This window comes from Pseudomonas sp. LPB0260 (genome assembly GCF_013388395.1).
Genome location: NZ_CP058247.1, coordinates 1,299,571 through 1,320,536, shown reverse-complemented (window position 1 = coordinate 1,320,536; position 20,966 = coordinate 1,299,571). Strand labels below are relative to the sequence as shown.

19 protein-coding genes are annotated in these 20,966 nt (G+C 67.4%); 14 read left to right on the top strand and 5 right to left on the bottom strand.

Annotated features, from left to right (window positions below):
• Nucleotides 1-13: 13 nt before the first annotated feature.
• The gene (locus LPB260_RS05725) at nt 14-1,015 is read right to left on the bottom strand and encodes a GlxA family transcriptional regulator (protein ID WP_208707746.1); all 1,002 of its coding nucleotides are present in this window, start codon (nt 1,013-1,015) and stop codon (nt 14-16) included.
• 159 nt (nt 1,016-1,174) lie between these two features.
• Between LPB260_RS05725 and LPB260_RS05720 the strand changes: the two genes are divergently transcribed.
• The 3 genes from LPB260_RS05720 to LPB260_RS28990 are packed head-to-tail and all read left to right on the top strand — an operon-like array spanning nt 1,175 to nt 2,834.
• Nucleotides 1,175-1,996 (top strand): S9 family peptidase, encoded by an 822-nt coding sequence (locus LPB260_RS05720; protein ID WP_208707745.1) that lies wholly within the window; start codon nt 1,175-1,177, stop codon nt 1,994-1,996.
• A gap of 44 nt (nt 1,997-2,040) precedes the next feature.
• Nucleotides 2,041-2,448 (top strand): thioesterase family protein, encoded by a 408-nt coding sequence (locus tag LPB260_RS28995; protein WP_256625516.1) that lies wholly within the window; start codon nt 2,041-2,043, stop codon nt 2,446-2,448.
• Entirely contained in the window at nt 2,436-2,834 is a 399-nt protein-coding gene (locus LPB260_RS28990; protein ID WP_256625650.1) for an acyl-CoA thioesterase II, read from the top strand. The genes LPB260_RS28995 and LPB260_RS28990 overlap by 13 nt, the downstream gene beginning before the upstream one ends.
• An 18-nt stretch (nt 2,835-2,852) precedes the next feature.
• Here LPB260_RS28990 and LPB260_RS05710 read toward each other — a convergent pair whose 3' ends face one another.
• On the bottom strand, nt 2,853-3,758 hold the full coding sequence (locus LPB260_RS05710) for a LysR substrate-binding domain-containing protein (RefSeq protein ID WP_208707743.1): 906 nt from the start codon (nt 3,756-3,758) through the stop codon (nt 2,853-2,855).
• A gap of 253 nt (nt 3,759-4,011) precedes the next feature.
• Between LPB260_RS05710 and LPB260_RS05705 the strand changes: the two genes are divergently transcribed.
• Nucleotides 4,012-5,436 (top strand): aspartate ammonia-lyase, encoded by a 1,425-nt coding sequence (locus LPB260_RS05705; protein ID WP_208707742.1) that lies wholly within the window; start codon nt 4,012-4,014, stop codon nt 5,434-5,436.
• Between the two features lie 5 nt (nt 5,437-5,441).
• Here LPB260_RS05705 and LPB260_RS05700 read toward each other — a convergent pair whose 3' ends face one another.
• Nucleotides 5,442-6,395 (bottom strand): LysR substrate-binding domain-containing protein, encoded by a 954-nt coding sequence (locus tag LPB260_RS05700; RefSeq protein ID WP_305888804.1) that lies wholly within the window; start codon nt 6,393-6,395, stop codon nt 5,442-5,444.
• A 76-nt stretch (nt 6,396-6,471) separates the two neighbouring features.
• Here LPB260_RS05700 and LPB260_RS05695 point away from each other — a divergent pair, with 76 nt between their 5' ends.
• The 6 genes from LPB260_RS05695 to LPB260_RS05670 all read left to right on the top strand — a co-directional run bounded on the left by LPB260_RS05695 (nt 6,472) and on the right by LPB260_RS05670 (nt 14,943).
• Nucleotides 6,472-7,551, top strand: a complete 1,080-nt coding sequence (locus LPB260_RS05695; RefSeq protein WP_208707740.1) for a tartrate dehydrogenase — start codon at nt 6,472-6,474, stop codon at nt 7,549-7,551.
• Nucleotides 7,552-7,826: 275 nt separating this feature from the next.
• A complete protein-coding gene (locus LPB260_RS05690) occupies nt 7,827-9,029 on the top strand; it encodes an aromatic ring-hydroxylating dioxygenase subunit alpha (RefSeq protein ID WP_208707739.1) in 1,203 nt (400 codons plus the stop codon).
• Between the two features lie 56 nt (nt 9,030-9,085).
• Nucleotides 9,086-10,534, top strand: coding sequence for an NAD-dependent succinate-semialdehyde dehydrogenase (locus LPB260_RS05685; protein ID WP_256625649.1), 1,449 nt, complete (start codon nt 9,086-9,088; stop codon nt 10,532-10,534).
• Between the two features lie 30 nt (nt 10,535-10,564).
• On the top strand, nt 10,565-11,533 hold the full coding sequence (locus LPB260_RS05680; RefSeq protein ID WP_208707737.1) for a PDR/VanB family oxidoreductase: 969 nt from the start codon (nt 10,565-10,567) through the stop codon (nt 11,531-11,533).
• Between the two features lie 130 nt (nt 11,534-11,663).
• Entirely contained in the window at nt 11,664-12,770 is a 1,107-nt protein-coding gene (locus LPB260_RS05675; protein WP_208707736.1) for a PAS domain S-box protein, read from the top strand.
• A 520-nt stretch (nt 12,771-13,290) separates the two neighbouring features.
• Nucleotides 13,291-14,943 (top strand): BCCT family transporter, encoded by a 1,653-nt coding sequence (locus tag LPB260_RS05670; protein ID WP_208707735.1) that lies wholly within the window; start codon nt 13,291-13,293, stop codon nt 14,941-14,943.
• 188 nt (nt 14,944-15,131) lie between these two features.
• Here the strand turns inward: LPB260_RS05670 and LPB260_RS05665 are convergent, their stop codons facing one another.
• Nucleotides 15,132-16,598: a PLP-dependent aminotransferase family protein gene (locus LPB260_RS05665; RefSeq protein WP_208707734.1), complete on the bottom strand. Its 1,467-nt coding sequence runs from the start codon at nt 16,596-16,598 to the stop codon at nt 15,132-15,134.
• Between the two features lie 89 nt (nt 16,599-16,687).
• Here LPB260_RS05665 and LPB260_RS05660 point away from each other — a divergent pair, with 89 nt between their 5' ends.
• From LPB260_RS05660 to LPB260_RS05650, 3 genes are read left to right on the top strand one after another with little or no spacing between them, the layout of a single operon-like run.
• Complete coding sequence (locus LPB260_RS05660) at nt 16,688-17,320, top strand: FMN-binding negative transcriptional regulator (RefSeq protein ID WP_208707733.1); 633 nt, start codon at nt 16,688-16,690, stop codon at nt 17,318-17,320.
• 14 nt (nt 17,321-17,334) lie between these two features.
• Complete coding sequence (locus LPB260_RS05655) at nt 17,335-17,778, top strand: GNAT family N-acetyltransferase (RefSeq protein ID WP_208707732.1); 444 nt, start codon at nt 17,335-17,337, stop codon at nt 17,776-17,778.
• A gap of 13 nt (nt 17,779-17,791) precedes the next feature.
• Nucleotides 17,792-18,487: a GNAT family N-acetyltransferase gene (locus tag LPB260_RS05650; protein ID WP_208707731.1), complete on the top strand. Its 696-nt coding sequence runs from the start codon at nt 17,792-17,794 to the stop codon at nt 18,485-18,487.
• 6 nt (nt 18,488-18,493) lie between these two features.
• Here the strand turns inward: LPB260_RS05650 and LPB260_RS05645 are convergent, their stop codons facing one another.
• Entirely contained in the window at nt 18,494-19,312 is an 819-nt protein-coding gene (locus LPB260_RS05645) for a helix-turn-helix transcriptional regulator (RefSeq protein ID WP_208707730.1), read from the bottom strand.
• Nucleotides 19,313-19,469: 157 nt separating this feature from the next.
• Here LPB260_RS05645 and LPB260_RS05640 point away from each other — a divergent pair, with 157 nt between their 5' ends.
• On the top strand, nt 19,470-20,915 hold the full coding sequence (locus tag LPB260_RS05640; RefSeq protein ID WP_208707729.1) for a sodium:alanine symporter family protein: 1,446 nt from the start codon (nt 19,470-19,472) through the stop codon (nt 20,913-20,915).
• Nucleotides 20,916-20,966 lie beyond the last annotated feature (51 nt).

Here is a 20,966-nt window from a genome sequence, read left to right as displayed (position 1 = left end):
GCCGGCGGCCCAGCTAGCCCTGCCCGCTGCGGTAGTGGCTGTTGAAGCGCCGGCGATAGGCTCCGGGCGAAATGCCCACCCGCTCTTTGAAAAGCCGGCGAAAGGAGCTGGCGTCCTCATAGCCCACTTGCTGGGTTATCCGATCGAAATTCTCCGCCCCCGCTTCCAGCAAATGCTTGGCCCGCTCGATGCGCAGGTTCTGCAGGTACTGTCCGGGTGTCTGCCCCGTCGCCTCCTTGAACCGGCGGATCATGTTGCGCAGGCTCAGGGCGAACTGGTCGGCCAGCTGCTCCAGGACGATGGGCTGCCCCAGGCGCTTTTCCAGCCAGATCTGGATCTTCAGTATCTCGACATCCTGGTGCGTCTTGTCGAAATGGGGGCTCATGTAGGGGGTCTGCAGGCGCTCGGCGCTGTCGACCAGCATCTTCTTCGAGCATTCGGCCGCCAGCTGGGGCGAGGCGAAGCGGCGAATGATGTGCAACAGCAGATCGCTACCGGTCGTAGAACCGGCGGAACAGAGCATCAAGCCATCGTCGGTCACGCTGCGTTCGGCCTGCAGTTGCACCTTGGGAAAGTGCCGGGCGAACTGCTCGCTGAAGATCCAGTGGGTGGTGGCGCGCCTGCCGTCCAGCAAGCCCGCCTGGGCCGTGACGAATGAGCCGGTGCACATGCTGGCGATATAGGCACCCTGGCGATGATGGTGCTGCAGCCAGGCGCTCACCGGCGCCATGCCGGGCAACACCGAGAGGATGTTGAACATAAAGCCGGGGACGATGATCAGGTCGGTCTGCTCGACTTCGGCCAGGGCCCTGCTCGGCGTCAACCGCAGCCCTCCCGTGCAGGTGACTGGCGCCCCGTCGATGGACGCGCTTTGCACCGCGAACGGCTGGCGCCCCGGCTCCGCCCCGGCACCGGCCGCCAGGCCATGCAGCACATTGGCGCACTCGAGAAACTCCAGGGCCGCCGAGACGCTGGTGGCCGAACAACGGTCGGCCATCAGAACGGTCACCTTCATCGCCATCCCTCCCTGGGCTACGCGGGAAAATCTCGCATGCAATTAGTCATTTCTGCCCATGGTGGGCAGCGCAGCGGGTGCCTAGCATGGCGCCACTCCAGAGACGCAGCGTGCTGCGGCTCGAGCTGTCCCAACCCCTCAAGCGACAGAGGCGCGGCGATGAAAAATACAGCCTATCGAATCTTCAAGAAACCCTTCTTCGGCCGCTTCATGAAACCCTGGCGCTGGCCGGAAGACGTCGACCAGGCGCAGTGGCAGCGCCTGACCATCGACAGCCGTTCGGGTGCCAGCCTGGCGGCGCTGCTGGCCCAGGCCCGTACGGCAACGGCCAAGGGCGCGGTGCTGATGTGCCATCCCATGGGAACGGCGGCCAAGGGCTTCTGGCTGAAATACGGCCACGCCGAATTGCTCCGCGCCGCCGGTTACCACGTCATGCTTTTCGACCTCAATGGCTTCGGTGAAAGCAGCTCCACCACCATGGACTTCCCCCTGGACGTGCTGGCCGCCGGCCAGGTCCTGCAAGCCCGTTACCCGGACCTGCCGGTGGCGGTCGCCGGCGCCTCCATGGGCGCGGCCATGAGCGTCTGTGCGCTGGCTGAACGGGACCATCCATTCAGCGCCGCGGTGCTCGAGTCCTCCTTCCCCACCCTATTGCATTTCTGGAGCCGCTACCCGATTCCCAAACTCGGCATCCAGCTCTCGAAGTTGCTGTATCCGGCCGGTGAGCGCCGTCTGCGCCCCCTGCATGCGGCCGCCAGGCTGGTGGGTCAGCCCAAGCTGCTGCTGATCTACGGCGAGGACGACATCTACACCCCGGTCGAGGACGGCAAGCAGTTGCATGCCGCGCTCGCCTCCAGCACCCACACCGAGTTCTGGCAGGTGCCGGGGGCCAAGCACACCCACGCCTACGAGGCGCAGCCGGAGGCGTACGCACGGCGGGTCATCGCCTTTCTCGACAACCACCTGGCCTGCCACGCCTGACGACGGCCGCCAATCACAACCCGACCCTCTTCAAAGGACTGACCATGACCCTGCATAACATCCTGCTCGGCGCTGCCGATGCCGCTTCGCCGCACCTGGAGATTCCCCAGCAATGGGGCCAGGGCCGCGCCACCTTCGGCGGGCTGCTGGCCGCCTGCCTGTTCGAGAAGCTCAAGCCGCAAGTGGCCGCGGACCGGCCGGTGCGTTCGCTGTTGGTTTCCTTTGTCGCCCCGGTGGCGCCGGGGCCGATGGAGGTGCGGGTCAAGGTGCTGCGTGCCGGCAAGGCGGCGACCCAGGTCCAGGCGACGGCCTATCAGAACGATCAGGCCTGCGTGGTCATGCTCGCCAGCTTCGGCGGCGACCGCGCCTCCGCGGTTCGGCTGGACGCCGCCCCGGCTCCGACCATCAAGGCCCCGAGGCCGCGACCCAGTTTCCCTTCATCGCCGGCCTGACGCCCGACTTCACCCAGCACTTCGATTACCGCTATGGGGTCGGAACAATGCCGTTCATGGGTGGCAAAGAGCCGCGCCTGGGCGGCTGGATCAAACTGCGCGAAGCGGCGCCACGCGGCGCTGGCGTTGCCGAGCTGCTGGCCCTGCTGGATGCCTGGCCGCCGGCGGTGTTCACCCTGCTGAAAGGGCCGGCCGCCGGCAGCTCGCTGACCTGGACCGTCGACTTCGTGCAGGTACCCGAGGACTGCACGGCCGGCGACTGGTGGCAGTACCAGGCCGAGATCCGCCACTCGGCCAACGGCTACAGCCATATCGACGCCTGGCTGTGGGACCAGCACGGGCGGATGGCCCTGAGCAGTCGCCAGACCGTGAGCGTATTCGCCTGAGCCGCCCCGGCGAGCGGCTCAACGCCCCACTTCACCGCTTTCCAGCTTGCGCCACAGCAGGCGCACCGCGGCCTTGCGCACCAGGGCGCAGCGGTACAGGCGGATTTCCAGCGGCGCCTGCCACTGCTCGTCGCCGCATACCGCCAGCTCGCCGCGGGCCAGTTCCATGGTCACCGACAGGCGCGGCACCCAGGCCACGCCCATGCCTTGCAGGGCCATGCTCTTGAGGCTGTCGGCCATGGCCGTCTCGTACACCGTGGTCGAGCGCAGCGCGCGCTGGCGCAGCAGCAGGTTGACCGAGCGGCCGAGGAAGGCCCCGGCCGTGTAGGCCAGCAGGGGCACGCTCTGGCCGCTGGCCAGGTCGAACAGCGGCCGCCCGCCCTCGTCCACCGCGCACACCGGGAGCATTTCGGTGCGCCCCAGGTGCAGCGAGGGGAAGATCTCCGGGTCCATCTGCAGCGCCGCATCCGGGTCGTAGTAGGCGAGGATCAGGTCGCAGGCGCCCTCGCGCAGGGCGTGCACCGCCTCGCCGACGTTGGTCGCCACCAGCCGGGTGTTGAGCGGCAGGCCCTCGCGGCGCAGGCGGGCGATCCACTCGGGGAAGAAGCCCAGGGTCAGCGAGTGCGCCGCGGCGATCTGCAGCACCTCGCCCTGCTGGCCCTCGAGGTTGTGCAGATGCCGCACCACCTCGCCGAGCTGCTCGACCAGGCTGCGCGCGGTGACCAGGAACAGCTGGCCGGCCTCGGTCAGCTCCACCGGGGTGCAGGCGCGGTTGACCAGGACCAGGCCGAGCATCTGCTCCAACGCCTTGATCCGCCGGCTGAACGCCGGCTGGGTGACGTGACGCTTCTCGGCCGCCTGGGAAAAGCTGCGGGTGGCGGCCAGGGCGATGAAGTCCTCCAGCCATTTGGTTTCCAGGTTCATGGGATATCCCTTGCTATTGCGCGCCATGCGTAGGGTGGATGAGGCGCTTTTCATCCACCGCATCGGCCATCCCCTGCTCCGGTGGATGGGTAAAGCGTCATCCACCCTACGCCCGCCGACACTTCGGCGTCACGCCGACATTATGCCGAATGTGCATACCCCAGCGTTTAACAGCATTGGCCGAGAACGCCCCGCAACCCTACTCTTAAAGGCATCGCGGCCTGCGCCGCCTATCCAAGAGACGCCCGCCATCATGTCCGCTGCTGCATCCTTCCGCATCGAAAAAGACCTGCTCGGTACCCTCGAAGTCCCGGCCGACGCCTATTACGGCATCCAGACCCTGCGGGCGGTGCACAACTTCCGCCTGTCCGGGGTGCCGTTGGCGCATTACCCGAAGCTGGTGGTCGGCCTGGCCATGGTCAAGCAGGCCTCGGCGGACGCCAACCGCGCCCTGGGTCATCTCTCGGCGGCCAAGCACACGGCGATCAGCACCGCCTGCGCGCGCATCATCCAGGGCGAGTTCCACGAGCAGTTCGTGGTCGACATGATCCAGGGCGGCGCCGGCACCTCGACCAATATGAACGCCAATGAAGTCATTGCGAATATTGCGCTGGAGGCCATGGGGCACGAGAAGGGCCAGTACCAGTACCTGCACCCGAACAACGACGTGAACATGGCGCAGTCGACCAACGATGCGTATCCGACGGCCATCCGCCTGGGCCTGCTGCTCGGCCACGACAGCCTGCTCACCGCCCTGGACAAGCTGATCCAGTCCCTGGCGGCCAAGGGCCTGGCGTTCGGCCATGTGCTGAAGATGGGCCGCACCCAGCTGCAGGACGCCGTGCCCATGACCCTGGGCCAGGAGTTCCGCGCCTACGCCACCACCCTCGGCGAAGACCTGCAGCACCTCAAGCTGCTCGCCCCGACCCTGCTCACCGAGGTCAACCTGGGCGGCACCGCGATCGGCACCGGGATCAACGCCGACCCGGCCTATCAGGCCCTGGCGGTGCAGCGCCTGGCCGTGATCAGCGGCCACCCGCTGACCCCGGCCGCCGACCTGATTGAGGCCACCAGCGACATGGGCGCCTTCGTGCTGTTCTCCGGCATGCTCAAGCGCACCGCGGTCAAGCTGTCGAAGATCTGCAACGACCTGCGCCTGCTGTCCAGCGGCCCGCGCACCGGGATCAACGAGATCAACCTGCCGGCGCGCCAGCCGGGCAGCTCGATCATGCCGGGCAAGGTCAACCCGGTGATCCCCGAGGCGGTCAACCAGGTGGCCTTCGAGGTGATCGGCAACGACCTGGCGCTGACCATGGCGGCCGAGGGCGGCCAATTGCAGCTCAACGTCATGGAGCCGCTGATCGCCTACAAGATCTTCGACTCGATCCGCCTGCTGACCCGCGCCATGGATATGCTGCGCGAGCTGTGCATCGACGGCATCACCGCCAACGAGGCGCGCTGCCGCGAACTGATGGAGAACTCCATCGGCCTGATCACCGCCCTCAACCCCTACATCGGCTACGAGAACGCCACGCGCATCGCCAAGCAGGCGCTGGACAGCGGCCGCGGCGTGCTGGAACTGGTGCGCGAGGAGAAACTGCTGGACGACGCCGAGCTGGACGACATCCTCCGCCCGGAGAACATGATCGCCCCGCGCCTGGTGCCACTGAAGGCCTGAGCCGGCTAGCCGTCCCTGGCGCCTGGCTCGACCAGGCCCAAGCGCTCGGCGAAGTAGTCGCGCAGGTGCTCCACGGTGACCCGCACCTTGGCCGAACGGGCCAGGGGCGCGGCGTACACCGCCCAGATATTCGCCGGCTGGCTGTAGGCCGGCAGTATCTGCACCAGCCTGCCCTGCTCCAGGCTGTCGTACAGGTCCCAGTACGAACGCAACAGAATGCCCCTGCCGTCGATGCCCCACTGGTGGGCGATCTCGCCGTGGTTGGCCGACAGCGGCCCGGTCACCTTGACCTGCTCCACCCCCTCCGGCCCCTGCAGGCGCCATAGCCCCAGCGGGTGCTCGCGCTCCTTGATCACCAGGCAATCGTGCTGGGCCAGCTCGTGCAGGCTGCGCGGCTGGCCGTGCTCGGCCAGGTAGGCCGGCGCGGCGCAGAGAATCCGGCTGTTGGCCGCCAGGCGCCTGGCGATCAGGTGCGGTTCGATGCTGTCGCCGACGCGGATGTCCAGGTCATAGCCTTCGGCAATCAGGTCCACCGCGCGGTCGAACACCTCGAAGTGGATGTCCAGCTGCGGGTAGCGCGCGGCCAGCGCCGACAGCGCCGGCGCCACGTGACGCCGACCCAGGCCGAAGCTGCTGACGATGCGCAACTCGCCGCGCGGCTCCTCGCGCAGGGAGGAGACGTCATCGGTCATGCGCTCGACCGCATCGAGAATCTTCTGCGCCCACTGGTAGGCCCGCTCGCCCTCCTCGGTCAGCGCCACCCGGCGGGTGGTGCGGTGCAGCAGACGGGCGCCGAGCTGCTCCTCGAGCAGGCGGATGCGCTTGCTGACGAAGGCCGCCGAATGCCCCTGCTCAACGGCCACCGCGGCGAAGTTGCAGCGCCGCACCACCTGCATGAACAGGCGCAGGTCGGCGAGATTCGGCAGATTATTCACGATTCGTGTCCTATGAATGCACATTTGTACTGATTATCTATCGACTGCGCCTGTATAGCATCCACCGCCATCGGCAATCAGCGACAGGAGCAACGCACACATGAGCAAAGCATTCAGAATCGCCGCGATTCCCGGCGACGGTATCGGCCAGGAAGTCCTCCCCGAAGGCCTGCGGGTGCTGCAGGCGGCGGCACGGAAGTGGGACCTGAACCTGCAGATCGAGCTGATCGACTGGGTCAGCTGCGACTACTACCTGGAACACGGGCAGATGATGCCGGACGACTGGTTCGAGCGTCTCAAGGGCTTCGATGCGATCTACTTCGGCGCCATCGGCTGGCCGGACAAGGTGCCCGACCACATCTCCCTGTGGGGCTCGCTGCTCAAGTTCCGCCGCGACTTCGACCAGTACGTCAACCTGCGCCCGGTGCGCCTGTTCCCCGGCGTGCCCTGCCCGCTGGCCGGCCGCGAGCCGGGGGAGATCGATTTCCTGGTGATCCGCGAGAACACCGAGGGCGAGTATTCCTCCCTGGGCGGGCGCATGTTCGAGGGCACCGAGCACGAGTTCGTCCTGCAGGAATCGGTGTTCACCCGCCGCGGCGTCGACCGCATCCTCAAGTACGCCTTCGAGGTCGCCCGGCAGCGCCCGCGCCAGTTGCTGACCGCCGCCACCAAGTCCAACGGCATGGCGGTGAGCATGCCCTACTGGGACGAGCGGGTGGCGGCCATGGCCGAGCGCTACCCCGAGGTGAAGTGGGACAAGCAGCACATCGACATCCTCTGCGCGCGCTTCGTCCTGCAGCCCGACCGTTTCGACGTGGTGGTGGCCTCCAACCTGTTCGGCGACATCCTCTCCGACCTGGGCCCGGCCTGTGCCGGCACCATCGGCATCGCGCCCTCGTCCAACCTCGACCCCGAGCGCCGCTTCCCCTCGCTGTTCGAGCCGGTGCACGGTTCGGCGCCGGACATCTTCGGCCAGAACATCGCCAACCCGATCGCCATGATCTGGTCCGGGGCGCTGATGCTCGACTTCCTCGGCAATGGCGACGAGCGCTACCGCGCCGCCCACGACGGCATCCTGCAGGCCATCGAGCAGGTCATCGCCAGCGGGCCGAAGACCCGCGACCTGGGCGGCAACGCCTCGACCCAGGAGGTCGGCCAGGCCATCGCCGCCGCGCTCTGAGCCACCGGCGCACCGGCCCACAGGGCGGCGCGGTCACACCAGGGGCGCATCCATGGATGCGCCCCTTCCTTTTATTGACGGCGCGCCACTCGCGTCCCCGGCCGCCAGTCCCCGACCGTTCATCAAAAAGTCCCGGCACGGGCCTGCCCAGGCGTGCCTGGAGCTCTTGCACAGCGGTCGGACTTTACGCATACTGTTAACCCTCAGTGATCGTTAACTGTTAGTTAACCAAATCACCCCCACAATAAATATGCATTCCAACGTAGGGCCTAGTGATGAGTGATTTCGAACAGCTGCCAGCCGACCTCGGTAACAACCAAGAGCAGGCTTACATCATCCCGCCGAGCCACCTCCGGGCGAAGGATACTTTCGAAAAACTGCCGGTCGACTTCTGCGCCAATCCGGAAGAGGCCTACACCATCCCGGCCTACTACTACACCTCGCCCGCCGTATTCGAGGACGAGAAGGAACGCATCTTCGCCAAGAGCTGGATCTGCGTCGGCCATGGCAGCGAAGTGCGCGAAGCCAACGCCTACATCACCCGCGAGATCATCGGCGAGAGCATCATCATCGTGCGCGGCCGCGACATGGTCCTGCGCGCCTTCTACAACGTCTGCCCGCACCGCGGCCACCAGCTGCTGAGCGGCGAAGGCAAGGCCAAGAACGTCATCACCTGCCCCTACCACGCCTGGGCCTTCAAGCTCGACGGCGAGCTGGCCCACGCGCGCAACTGCGACAACGTGGTCAACTTCGACAAGGAAAACTCCAGCCTGGTGCCGCTGAAGGTCGAGGAATACGCCGGCTTCATCTACATCAACATGGACCCCAACGCCGGCACCGTCGAAGACCAGCTGCCGGGCATGGGCGCCAAGATGCGCGAAGCCTGCGCGGTGATCGACGACCTGCACCTGGCCGCCCGCTTCGTCTCCAACACCCCGGCCAACTGGAAGTCCATCGTCGACAACTACCAGGAGTGCTACCACTGCGGTCCGGCCCACCCGGGGTTCTCCGACTCGGTGAAGATCGAGACCTACTGGCACAAGCTGTTCCCGAACTGGAGCCTGCAGTACGGCGAGGCCAAGTCCTCGGAGAAGTCCTTCCAGTTCGACGAGAGCGCCGGCGGCGCCAGCTTCAACGGTTTCTGGGCATGGCCGTGCACCATGTTCAACGTACCGCCGAGCGCCCAGTTCATGACCGTGATCTACGAGTTCCCGGTCAGCGCCGACGAGACCGTGCAGCACTACGACATCTACTTCCTCAACAAGGACCTGACCGAGGAGCAGAAGAACCTGATCGAGTGGTACCGCAACGTGTTCCGCCCGGAAGACCTGAACCTGGTCACCAGCGTGCAGAAGGGCCTGAAGTCCCGCGGCTACCGCGGCCAGGGCCGGATCATGGTGGACAAGCAGCGCAGCGGCATCAGCGAGCACGGCATCTCCCACTTCCACAGCCTGCTGGCCAAAGCCCAGCACGCCTGACTGCCCGCGGCCGGGCAAGCCTGCCCGGCCTTCGCACCTGAATGGGAATGCCCTACGTGAAACTCAAAGACCCCCAACTGTTCCGCCAGCAGTGCTACATCAACGGCAGCTGGTGCGACGCCGACAGCGCCGCACGCGTCGAAGTCACCGACCCGGCCACCGGCGAACTGATCGGCCATGTACCGCAGATGGCCGGCGACGAGACCCTGCGCGCCATCGAGGCGGCCGACGCCGCCCTGCCGGCCTGGCGCGCGCTGCCGGCCAAGGAGCGTGCACGCCTGCTGCGCCGCTGGTTCGACCTGGTCCAGGAGCATGAGCAGGACCTTGCCGCGCTGATGACCTGGGAACAGGGAAAGCCGCTCAACGAAGCCCTCGGTGAGATCCGCTACGCCGCCTCCTTCATCGAGTGGTTCGCCGAGGAAGGCAAGCGCGCCTATGGCGACATCATTCCATCGCCCAGCGCCGACAAGCGCCTGCTGGTGATCAAGCAGGGCATCGGCGTGTGCGCCGCCATCACCCCGTGGAACTTCCCGGCGGCGATGATCACCCGCAAGGTCGCCCCGGCCCTGGCCGCCGGCTGCACCATCGTGGTCAAGCCGGCCAACGAAACGCCGTTCTCCGCCCTGGCCCTGGCAGAACTGGCCGAGCGCGCCGGGCTGCCGGCCGGGGTGATCAACATCGTCACCGGCGACGCCGTGGCCATCGGCAAGCAGCTCACCGAGCACCCGCAGGTGCGCAAGTTCAGCTTCACCGGTTCGACCCCGGTCGGCCGCCTGCTGATGAGCCAGTGCGCCAGCACGGTGAAGAAGGTCTCCCTGGAGCTGGGCGGCAACGCGCCGTTCATCGTCTTCGACGACGCCGACATCGACGCCGCCGTCGAAGGCGCCATGGTCTCCAAGTACCGCAACGCCGGGCAGACCTGCGTCTGCGCCAACCGCATCTTCGTCCACGACAAGGTGCACGACGCCTTCGCCCAGGCCTTCGCCGCCCGGGTCCGCGACCTGCAGGTGGGCAACGGCTTCGAGCCGGGCACCCAGGTCGGCCCGCTGATCAGCACCAAGGCTGTGGCCAAGGTGCGCAGCCTGATCGACGACGCCCTGGGCAAGGGCGCCCGCCTGGTCACCGGCGGTCACGACCTCGAGCTCGGCGAGCAGTTCTTCGCCCCCACCGTGCTGGCCGACGTCCAGCCGGGCATGCAGATCCTCGACGAGGAAATCTTCGGGCCGGTGGCGCCGATCGTGCGCTTTTCCAGCGACGAGGAAGTGGTGCGCATGGCCAACGACACGCCCTACGGCCTGGCCGCCTACTTCTACAGCCGCGACATCGCCCGCGTCTGGCGCATCGCCGAGCAGCTGGAGTACGGCATGGTCGGCGTCAACACCGGGCTGATCTCCAACGAGGTGGCGCCATTCGGTGGCCTCAAGCAGTCCGGCCTCGGTCGCGAGGGCTCCAGGTACGGCATCGACGACTACCTGGAAATCAAATACCTGTGTCTAGCGGTGTAATGCGCGGCTGAGCGCGCAGTGGAGGAAACCATGTCCAACAAGTATCAGATGATCGACGTGCGGGTGACCGCCGTGGAGCAGGTGACTCCGCTGATCAAGCGCTTCACCCTGTGTGCCCTGGATGGCAGCGCGCTGCCCGCCTTCACAGGCGGCAGCCACATCATCGTGCAGATGCACGATGGCGATAAGCTGTACAGCAACGCCTACTCGCTGATGAGTTCGCCGCGCGACACCGCGTCCTACCAGATCGGCGTGCGCCGCGAGGAGCAGTCCAAGGGCGGCTCGGCGTTCATGCACGACAAGGTCGAGGTGGGCAGCCAGCTGACCATCGCCGCACCGAACAACCTGTTCGCCATCGACCCGGCGGCCGGCCGTCACGTGCTGATCGCCGGCGGCATCGGCATCACCCCGTTCCTCTCGCAGCTCTATGAACTGCAGGAGCAGGGCGCCGAGTACGAACTGCACTACGCCTTCCGTGCGCCCGAGCATGGCGCCTTCGCCGACGAACTGCGCGATGGTCCCCATGGCGAGCGCACCCGTTTCTATATCGACAGCCTGCAGCAGGGCCTCGACCTCGCCGCGCTGATCGCCGGCCTGGAGGCCGACGCCCACCTCTATGTCTGCGGGCCCAAGCCGCTGATCGATGCGGTGATCAACACGGCCAAGGCCCAGGGCATCGCCGATACGCGCGTGCATTGGGAGCAGTTCGCCGTGGCCCCGGCCGAAGGCGCCGCCTTCACCCTGGTGCTGGCGCGTTCCGGCACGGAAATCCGCGTCGAGGAAGGCGTGAGCATTCTCCAGGCCATCGAGAAATCCAACGCCGCCGAGATCGAGTGCCTGTGCCGCGAAGGCGTGTGCGGCACCTGCGAGACCGCCATTCTCGAAGGCCAGGTCGATCACCGCGACCAGTACCTCAGCGACGACGAGAAGGCCCTGCAGAAGACCCTGATGGTCTGCGTCTCCCGGGCCCGCACGCCGCGCCTGGTGCTGGACCTGTAACGCCGCCAGGGGCTCGGGGCCACTGTGTATAATCGCCGACCACAGTCGCCCCGGCCTGCCGCAGCAGCCAGTCCGGGTGCTTTCCTGACCCTGCGCCGCGCAAGCATGGCGCCCCCGAGAAGGTCGTGCGATGGAACCTGACAGCTTTGCCTTTCGCCTCAAGGAACTGCTCGAGCTCAAGAAACTGAGCCTGCAGGCCGTGGCCAATGCCCTGGGCATTTCCCGCACCGCGGTGCACAAGTGGACCCGCGGCGGGGCGATCGACGAGGATCGCCTGCGCAGCCTGGCCGAGTTCCTCGAGGTCAACTGGATCTGGCTGCGCTACGGCGAGCAGGGCCAGCTGGAGGCCGACAGCGCCGAAGCCGTCGAGCTGCCGATGACCGACGTGCGCCGCCAGTACGCCGCCGAGATCATGGAAAGCGAGTCGCGCATGCGCCTGGCGCTGCAGAACGCCAACGTGGTGATCTGGGAGTGGAACCTGCTCAGCGACGAGGTCACCTACTCGCACAACGTGGAGAAGATCTACGGCTGGCCGGTGAACCGCAACGACGACTTCTGGCCCCACGTGGTGCCCGAGGATGCCGAGCCCCTCAGGGCGGCGATCGACCAGGCCATCGCCACCGGCGAACCCTACGAGCTGGACTTTCGCATCGTCACCGGCAGCGGCGAGGTGCGCTGGATCTCCTCGCGCGCCACGCCGATCCGCGACAGCCAGGGGCGGGTGCTGCGCATGACCGGGGTGAGTACCGACAGCACCGAGCGCAAGATCGCCGAAGAGGCCCTGCGCGACAGCGAGGAGCGCTTTCGCACCATCTTCGAACAGGCCTGCGGCGCCATGGCCTATATCGACCTCGACGGCACCTGGCTGAAGGTCAACCAGCGCCTGTGCAGCCTGCTCGGCTACAGCAGCGAGGAGCTCTGCGGCCAACGCTTCCAGCTGCTCAGCCATGAGGACGAGCTGAGCCACAACCTGGACCTGCTGAAGCGTCTCAAGGCCGGCGAAGTGGACATGTACGAGATCGAGAAGCGCATGCGCCACCGCGCCGGCCACTTCATCTGGATTCGCGCGCGCACCTCGCTGCAGCGCAATCCGCGCAGCGGCGAGGCCGAGCACCTGATCACCTTCCTCGAGGACGTCACCGAGCAACGGGCGCAACGCGAACGGCAAGAGGCCGAACTGGCGCACTGCCGCGCACAGCTGGCGGCCCTTGGCGCGGCGACCCAGGCCGCTTCGTAGCAAATCCCGCACAAGGGCGCGGCGGCCCGGCCATGCAGGCGACACAGGGGCCAGGAGCGCATCCGCTCGCCCGGCCTTGCCGCTGGCCGCTCGAACCCGCGCCTCGGTCGCTGCCCGTCAGCCGAGCTGACCGGCCTTCAGCCCATGCATACCCTGCGCCCCGCTCCTGGTGTCACCGGGCCTGATCGGCTGCCCGTCCCTCCCCTTGAAAACCCGCAAATATCCGACGAACACGCGCCCCGTGGGGTTGTGCTGGGGCAAGGCTATAGGCTAATGTTAACTCACAGTATATGTTAACCATTGGTTAACCGCTGCACGGGAGCCCCACTTGCGCAGGAGCGCAGAGCAGACGAACGATCCTTTGCTGCAGCGAACCGAGCACAGCAGCGCGCACTTCGCCACCGTTGCCTGACGACCGAAGCTCGCCATGCCCCCGGCTCAAGCTGCTGCGCAAAGGCCGTAGAAAATAATAAACAAGCACGGACAGGCACGCCTGGCCTGTCCGCGAGGTAACGAGTGGATGAATAACAACAACCTTGCTGGCAAAGGTATCGAGCAGACGATCTTCTGGCCCGCCGTGGTCGCCGTGCTCTGTACCAGTATCCCCCTCATGCTCTTTCCGGAAGCCGGATCGAAAGTCGTCAACAATCTGTTCGCCTGGATCACCGGCACCTTCAGCTGGCTGTTCCTGGCCGGTGGTGTCGCCGCGTTCGCCTTCATGGGCTGGCTGGCCTTCGGCCCGCTCGGCCGCATCAAGCTCGGCGCGCCGGAAGACAAGCCCGAGTTTGCCAACGGTGCCTGGATCACCATGCTGTTCTGCGCCGGCATCGGCATCTCCATCTGCAGCTGGTCGTTCGCCGAGCCGATCTACCTGCTCGACGGCCCACCCCTGCACCTGACCAAGGGCACCAGCGCCGCCACCGAGTGGGCCGCAATGTACCCGATGTTCCACTGGGGCCTGATCCCCTGGGCCATCTACCTGCTGCCGGCCGTGCCGATGGCCTACTACCTGTACGTGCGCAAGGGCAACGTGCTGCGCCTGTCCGAAGCCTGCCGCGGCGTGTTCGGTGGCCTGGTCGATGGCCCCCTGGGCAAGCTGATCGACGTCATCGTGATGTTCTCCATCATCGGCGCCGTCGGCACCTCCCTGGGCCTGTCGGTTCCACTGGTGTCCGCCCTGTTCCAGGAAATGTTCGGCCTCGAGGACTCGTTCCTGCTGCAACTCGGCGTCCTCGCCCTGTGGACCGTGATGATCGCCTGGAGCGTTTGGAACGGCCTGAATAAAGGCATCCAGACCCTGTCCAACATCAACGGTGTGTTGGCCATCCTGATGCTGGTATTCGTCCTGGTCGCCGGCCCGACGCTGTACCTGATCGGCATGTGGACCAACAGCATGGGCCTGTACCTGGACAACTTCTTCCACATCTCGCTGTGGACCGACCCGGTCGAGAAAGGCGGCTTCCCGGAAGGCTGGACCGTGTTCTACTGGGCCTGGTGGGTCGCCTACGCACCGATGATGGGCCTGTTCGTGGCGCGCATCTCCCGCGGCCGTACCATCAAGGACCTGGTGCTCAATGGCGTGGTCTGGGGCAGCGTCGGTTGCTGGGCGTTCTTCGCCATCTGGGGTGGCTACGCCGTGCACCTGCAGACCAGCGGTACCGTGGACGTGCTGAGCATCCTCAACAACCAGGGCATGCCGGCCATGGTGGTCGCGGTGATCAAGTCGCTGCCGTTCTCCGGCCTGATCATCCCGGCCTTCACCGTGCTGTGCTTCGTGTTCCTGGCCACCACCGTCGACTCGTCGGCCTACACCCTGGCCTCCACCAGCACCCGCGAGCTGACGGGCTACGAAGAACCGGCGCGCGCCAACCGCATCCTCTGGGCGGTCATGCTGGCCCTGTTCGGCGTCGGCCTGCTGGCTGTCGGTGGCCTCAAGGCCGTGCAGACCTCGACCCTGGTCGTGGCCCTGCCGATGCTTCCGGTGATGATCATCATGTCCGTGTCCCTGGTCCGTTGGGCCCGCGAGGACTTCGGCGCAGCCCTGGACACCAAGGTCTGCAGCCTGCGTCTGAACAACGGTCGCCATGAAGTCGTCGACCAGCTCGACGCGGCGCCTGTCGCGCCAGCTGCACCGGCCAGCGTGATGGCCAAGGCGCAGCCCGCCGGCAACTGATACCGCGTTGAAAACGGACGCCTGCCCGCCGTGGCAGGCGTTCGCCTGACGGTCCCGGTCTCGCCTCCGCCGAGCCATCCTCCCCCGCCTTTCCCTGCCCATCCCGGGCCCCTCGCTTTCCTACCCGTCACCGTGCAGGTCAACGGCGTCCAGGCGCTGCTGCACCGCGTTCTAGGCGGCACGCGCCGCTACAACTTCCAGGCCCTGCGCAGCGCCTGCAAAGCCTCGGCGATCCGCGCCTCGGGCACCGCGGCGAACCCCAGCACCAGTCCGGCGCGCCGGTCCTCCGGCACTTCGCTGTTCACCAGCCAGTAGTCGCTGAGACCGTTGACCTCCACCCCCACCTCCCCGGCGGCGGCGACCAGCTCGCGCTCGCGCGCCAGGCTGTCGACCCGCACGCACAGGTGCAGGCCCGCTTCCACCACGGGCAACGGCGCGCAGCCGGGCACCTGCCGCGGCCAGCCGGCCAGCAGGGCGTCGCGGCGACTGCGCGCGGTACTGCGCATGCGCCTGATGTGCCGCTGGAAATGGCCGGCGGCGATGAATTCGGCCATCACCGCCTGGGTGCCGATCTCCGAGTGACGCATGTCCAGGGCGCGGCGCCGGGCGAAGGGTTCGACCAGCGTCGCTGGCAGCACCAGGTAGCCGAGGCGCAGCGCCGGGAAGGTGATCTTGCAGAAGGTGCCGACATAGAGCACCCGGCCGCGGCGATCGAGGGCGGCCAAGGGCGCCAGCGGCGTGCCGCTGTAGCGGTACTCGCCGTCGTAGTCGTCCTCGACTATCCAGGCGTCCTGGCGCTCCGCCCAGTCCAGCAGCGCCAGGCGCCGCGCCAGCGACAGGGTGACCCCGGTCGGGTACTGGTGCGAGGGCGTGACATAGGCCAGACGGCAACGGCCTGCCCGCGTCAGGGCCGCCGTGTCCAGCCCTTCGCCGTCCACCGCGATGCCCTGCAATTGCGCGCCGGCCACCGCGAAGGCGTGGCCGGCGGCACGGTAGCCGGGGTTCTCGATGGCCACCCGGTCGCCCGCCTCGACCAGCAGCTGCGCGCACAGGCTGATGGCCTGCTGGGCGCCGCAGGTGATGACGATCTGCGCCGGGTCGCAGTGCAGGCCGCGGCTGTGGCGCAGGTAGGCGGCGACCAGCTCGCGCAGCTGCGCGTCGCCGGCCGGGTCGCCATAGCCCAGGCGCGCAGGGTCCGGTCTACGCCAGAAACGCGCACTGAGGCGCGCCCAGGTCTCGAAGGGAAACAGGTCGAAGGCCGGCACGCCGACCCGGAAGGCCCGCGGGGCGCCCTCCAGCGGCTGCCCCAGATGGTGCTGCTGCAGGCGCTGCAAGGGCCCGCTGGCCGGCGCTGCGCCGCAGAGCGCCGATGGCGGGCGCACCACCGCGGCCAACTCGGCGACATAGGTGCCGGCGCCGACGCGCCCTTCCACATAGCCCTCGGCATACAACTGGTCGAAGGCGCGGATCACGGTGTTGCGGGCGATGCCCAGCAACGCGGCGAGGTCGCGGCTGGCCGGCAGGCGGGTGCCGCTGGCCAGGCGTCCATCGAGAATCCGCTCGCGCAGGGCCTGGTACAGCTGGCGCGCCAGGCCCAGGGCCGGGTCGAGGCGAATACCGGAGAGGTCGACGGGCAGTGGCGCAGGCAATGGCACGGATTGGCTCCATCAAAGTCGCAGTTAATGGATCTTACAACAGACCAATACCTTGCCTAACATGGCAATACCCCATTCGGAGACTCGCCATGCACACTCCTGCGATCTTTCGCCAGCACGACCTCCCCACCCTGCACCAGCAGATGGCCGCCAGCGGCCTGGCCACGGTGCTCAGCCAGGGCGCGAACGGCCTGCAGGCCAGCCACCTGCCGCTGCTGCTGGCCCCCGAGGAGGGCGAGTTCGGCACCCTCTACGGCCATTTTGCCCGGGCCAACCCACAGTGGCGCGACCTCGAGGGTGGCGGCGAGGTCCTGGCGGTCTTCCAGGGCCCGGATGCCTACGTCAGCCCAGGCTGGTACCCGAGCAAGGCCGAGCACGGCAAGGCGGTGCCGACCTGGAACTACATCGCCGTGCACGCCCACGGCCGCGCCGAGGTGTTCGATGATGCCGAGCGCCTGCTGCAACTGGTCAGCCGCCTCAGCGAGCACCACGAGGCGGGCCGGGCCCAACCCTGGGCGGTGAGCGACGCGCCGCGCGACTATATCGACGCCATGCTGCGCGCCATTGTCGGCTTCGCCCTGCCGATCCAGCGCCTCGATGGCCAATGGAAGCTCAGCCAGAACCGCAACCAGGCCGACCGCCAGGGCGTGCACCAGGGCCTGACCGGCAGCGATGCCCACCGCGACCGCGCGCTGGCCGCGCGCATGGGCAACGACCACTGAGCCGAGGAACCAGCATGGCGATCGAGATTCACCCCATCGGCGCCGCCGACCACGCCGCCTGGCTGGCGCTGTGGCAGGGCTATCTGGACTTCTATCGAACCGCGCTGCCCGCCGAAACCAGCGCGGTCACCTGGCAGCGCTTTCTCGACCCCGCCGAGCCGACCCATGCCGCCCTGGCCTGGCGCGACGGACAGGCCGTGGGACTGGTGCAATGGATCTTCCACCGCTCCAACTGGTCGGTGGAGAACAGCTGCTACCTGCAGGACCTGTATGTCGCCGCGGACAGCCGCGGTAACGGCATCGGCCGGCGGCTGATCGAGCACGTCTACGCCCAGGCCCGCGACGCCGGCGCCAGCCGGGTGCACTGGCTGACCCAGGAGAGCAACGGCAATGCCATGCGGCTGTACCAGCGCATCGCCGAGCGCTCCGGCTTTGTCCAATACCGCAAGAACCTGTGAAGGGAGCCGCGCCATGACCCGCCCCGACCTGAGCGACTGGCAACCCCGCCCGCTGCCGCAGCGCGCCCCGCTACAGGGCCGCTACGTACGCCTCGAGCCGCTGGATCCGGCGGTCCACGGCGCAGACCTGTGGCAGGCCCTGCAGGGGGCGGGCGCCGATTTGCTGCTGTGGGACTACCTGCCCTACGGCCCCTTCACCGAGCGCGCCGACTTCGATGCCTGGCTGGCGGCCAACGCCGCCAGCGCCGACCCGCTGTTCTTCGCCGTGATCGACCTGGCCGGCCAGCGCGCCGTCGGCCTGCTGAGTTTTCTGCGCCTGGCGCCCAAGGACGGCTGCATCGAGATCGGCCATATCGCCTTCGGCGGCGTCATGCAGCGCTCGCCGGCCTCCACCGAGGCGGTCTTCCTGCTGGCCGAGCTGGCCATGGGCACGCTCGGCTACCGCCGCCTGGAATGGAAATGCGACGCCCGCAATGCCCGCTCCATGCGCGCCGCCGAACGTCTGGGCTTCGTCTACGAAGGCACCTTCCGCCAGCATAGGGTGGTCAAGGGGCGCAACCGCGACAGCGCCTGGTTCGCCATCATCGACGCCGACTGGCCAGGCTGTCGCGCCGCCTTCCGGCGCTGGCTGGCGCCCGACAACTTCGATGCCCGGGGCCGGCAGATACGCAGCCTGGAGCAGTTGCGCGAGGATGGCGGCCAGGCCTGAGCCCGCTCACTCGATCTCGAACAGGCCGTCGCGCAGGTGGGCCGCGGCCAGGCGCTGGCGCACGTCGGCATCGATGCGCGGATCGTCCGGGCCATAGAGCATCACCTGGCGGTAGGCGTTGACCCGATTGACCTCCACCCCGAGAAACTCCCACACCACCCGGGTGCAGGCCGGGGTGCGCCGGTCGCCACTGGAGACCCCGGTCTTCAGGCCGTTGAGGCGGGTGATGCGGCTCTTGAAGCTGGGAATCAGGATGGTCTGGCTCATCTCGTTGCCGGTCAGCGACTCATAGTCGATCAGAAACAGCCGGTCCTGCAGGTAGAAGGCCGCGCCCAGGTAGCGGCAGCGCACCGAGTCGTCGGCCTCCGGGCCGGGGCCGTGGGGGCGGCCCTGGCGCTCCTGGCGCTCGAACAGGTAGCTGCCGCGTTCCTCGCGCAGCTGCACCAGCGACACCAGGATCTGCCCCGGCACCGACATGCAGTTGGCGTACTCCAGGTAGTAGCCGCAGTAGCGCGACAGGCTGCTGCCCTGCTCGCGCAACGGCTGCAGCAGCTCCAGCAGCGGATCGCCGGCCGCCGCGCGCTCCTGGCCGCCGCTGCGGGCGCCGATCAGGCCGGCGAACTGCTCCGCCGGCAGGCCCAGCTCGTAGTCCTCGACGCCGAAGAAGTCGCAGATGCGCTTGAGGTTGTAGGGCGTCGGCCGGCTCTGGCCGCTCAGGTACTTGTTGAACTGGCCGCGGTTGATCGCCAGCTGCCGACAGACCTCGGCGATCGAGCGGTAGTGGCTGCACAGCAACTTGAGGTTGTGACTGAAGTGATCGGACATGGGACCTGCGAGGGGTGATGCGAGCGGCGCGACTATAGCATCAACTCGCATCGGATCGCCGCAACCCGCGAAATTGCCTGGCGCGGGACTTTACCCAACCATGCCCCCGTCACCCGCCAGCGTGGCCTCCCCGCACAACTACAAGAGAGACACTCTCATGCTCGACCTTCTGAACGACCTGCTCTGGAGCAAGCTGCTGATCGTCATGCTGATCGGCCTTGGCCTGTATTTCACGGTGCTGTCGCGCTTCGTGCAGTTCCGCTACTTCGGCCGCATGTTCCGCATCCTCGCCGAAGCCTTCCAGCGTCAGCCGGGCCAGCTCAGCTCGTTCCAGGCCCTGATGCTCAGCGTCGCCGGGCGCGTCGGCGCCGGCAACATCGCCGGGGTTTCCGTGGCCATCATGCTCGGTGGCCCGGGCGCGATCTTCTGGATGTGGATAGTCGCCCTGGTCGGCATGGCCACCAGCTACTTCGAGTGCGCCCTGGCCCAGCTGTACAAGCGCCGCGAGGCCGACGGCAGCTACCGTGGCGGCCCGGCCTTCTATATCCAGCACGGCCTCGGCCAGCGCTGGCTGGGCATCGTCGTTTCGATCCTGCTGCTGGTGACCTTCGGCTTCGGCTTCAACGCCGTGCAGTCCTTCACCGTGGCCAGCTCGCTGCATGACACCTTCGGCGTGCCGACCCATATCAGCGGCCTGGTCCTGACCGCCGTCATCGGCCTGATCATCTTCGGCGGCATCAAGCGCATCGCCAAGATCGCCGACGTGCTGGTGCCGGTGATGGCCTTCGCCTACCTCGCCCTGGCGCTGTTCGTGATCGGCAGCAACGTCGGTCAGGTCCCGGAAACCCTGGCACTGATCGTCAAGAGCGCCTTCGGCCTGGAGCCGGCCTTCGCCGGCGGCATCGGCGCGGCGATCATCATGGGCGTCAAGCGCGGCCTGTTCTCCAACGAGGCGGGCCTGGGCAGCGCGCCCAACGTCGCCGCGGTGGCCGAGGTCAAGCACCCGGTGGCCCAGGGCATCGTGCAGTCGCTCAGCGTGTTCATCGACACCATCATCCTGTGCAGCTGCACCGCGCTGATCATCCTGCTCTCCGGTGTCTACCAGCCGGGCATGGAGATGGCCGGCGTGGTGCTGACCCAGACCGCCGCGGCCAGCGTGGTGGGCGAGTGGGGCCGGGTGTTCGTCAGCGTCGCCCTGCTGCTGTTCGTCTTCACCACCCTGATCTACAACTACTACCTGGGTGAGAACGCCCTGGGCTTCTTCAGCAGCAAGCGTGGACCGGTGATGGTCTACCGCGCCCTGGTGGTGGCCCTGGTACTCTGGGGCTCGGTGCAGGACCTGGGCACCGTGTTCGCCTTCGCCGATGTGACCATGGGCCTGCTGGCGGTGGCCAACCTGGTGGCCCTGGCGCTGCTGTTCAAGGTCGGCCTGCGCCTGATGCGCGACTACGACAGCCAGGTCAAGGCCGGCGTCGAGTCGCCGGTATTCGATCCCAAGCAGTTCGCCGACCTGGATCTGGACCCGGCAGCCTGGCCCGCCAACCCGCCGAGCGCCGCCCCGGCGGCGGATGCCGAGATCGCCCACGCCGCGCATCAGCGCTGATCGGTCAGCGCAGTGATACAACAGGGGCCGAAATGGCCCCTGTTGCTTATT

Bases quoted from the DNA above. Each gene is read 5' to 3' on its own strand.
- LPB260_RS05655 (WP_208707732.1), top strand. From the start codon at position 17,335: ATGGCGATCGAGATTCACCCCATCGGCGCCGCCGACCACGCCGCCTGG.
- LPB260_RS05695 (WP_208707740.1), top strand. From the start codon at position 6,472: ATGAGCAAAGCATTCAGAATCGCCGCGATTCCCGGCGACGGTATCGGC.
- LPB260_RS05660 (WP_208707733.1), top strand. From the start codon at position 16,688: ATGCACACTCCTGCGATCTTTCGCCAGCACGACCTCCCCACCCTGCAC.
- LPB260_RS05690 (WP_208707739.1), top strand. From the start codon at position 7,827: ATGAGTGATTTCGAACAGCTGCCAGCCGACCTCGGTAACAACCAAGAG.
- LPB260_RS05725 (WP_208707746.1), bottom strand. From the start codon at position 1,015: ATGAAGGTGACCGTTCTGATGGCCGACCGTTGTTCGGCCACCAGCGTC.
- LPB260_RS05710 (WP_208707743.1), bottom strand. From the start codon at position 3,758: ATGAACCTGGAAACCAAATGGCTGGAGGACTTCATCGCCCTGGCCGCC.
- LPB260_RS05680 (WP_208707737.1), top strand. From the start codon at position 10,565: ATGTCCAACAAGTATCAGATGATCGACGTGCGGGTGACCGCCGTGGAG.
- LPB260_RS05705 (WP_208707742.1), top strand. From the start codon at position 4,012: ATGTCCGCTGCTGCATCCTTCCGCATCGAAAAAGACCTGCTCGGTACC.
- LPB260_RS05640 (WP_208707729.1), top strand. From the start codon at position 19,470: ATGCTCGACCTTCTGAACGACCTGCTCTGGAGCAAGCTGCTGATCGTC.
- LPB260_RS05650 (WP_208707731.1), top strand. From the start codon at position 17,792: ATGACCCGCCCCGACCTGAGCGACTGGCAACCCCGCCCGCTGCCGCAG.
- LPB260_RS05670 (WP_208707735.1), top strand. From the start codon at position 13,291: ATGAATAACAACAACCTTGCTGGCAAAGGTATCGAGCAGACGATCTTC.
- LPB260_RS05700 (WP_305888804.1), bottom strand. From the start codon at position 6,395: ATGTGCATTCATAGGACACGAATCGTGAATAATCTGCCGAATCTCGCC.
- LPB260_RS05645 (WP_208707730.1), bottom strand. From the start codon at position 19,312: ATGTCCGATCACTTCAGTCACAACCTCAAGTTGCTGTGCAGCCACTAC.
- LPB260_RS05720 (WP_208707745.1), top strand. From the start codon at position 1,175: ATGAAAAATACAGCCTATCGAATCTTCAAGAAACCCTTCTTCGGCCGC.
- LPB260_RS05675 (WP_208707736.1), top strand. From the start codon at position 11,664: ATGGAACCTGACAGCTTTGCCTTTCGCCTCAAGGAACTGCTCGAGCTC.
- LPB260_RS28995 (WP_256625516.1), top strand. From the start codon at position 2,041: ATGACCCTGCATAACATCCTGCTCGGCGCTGCCGATGCCGCTTCGCCG.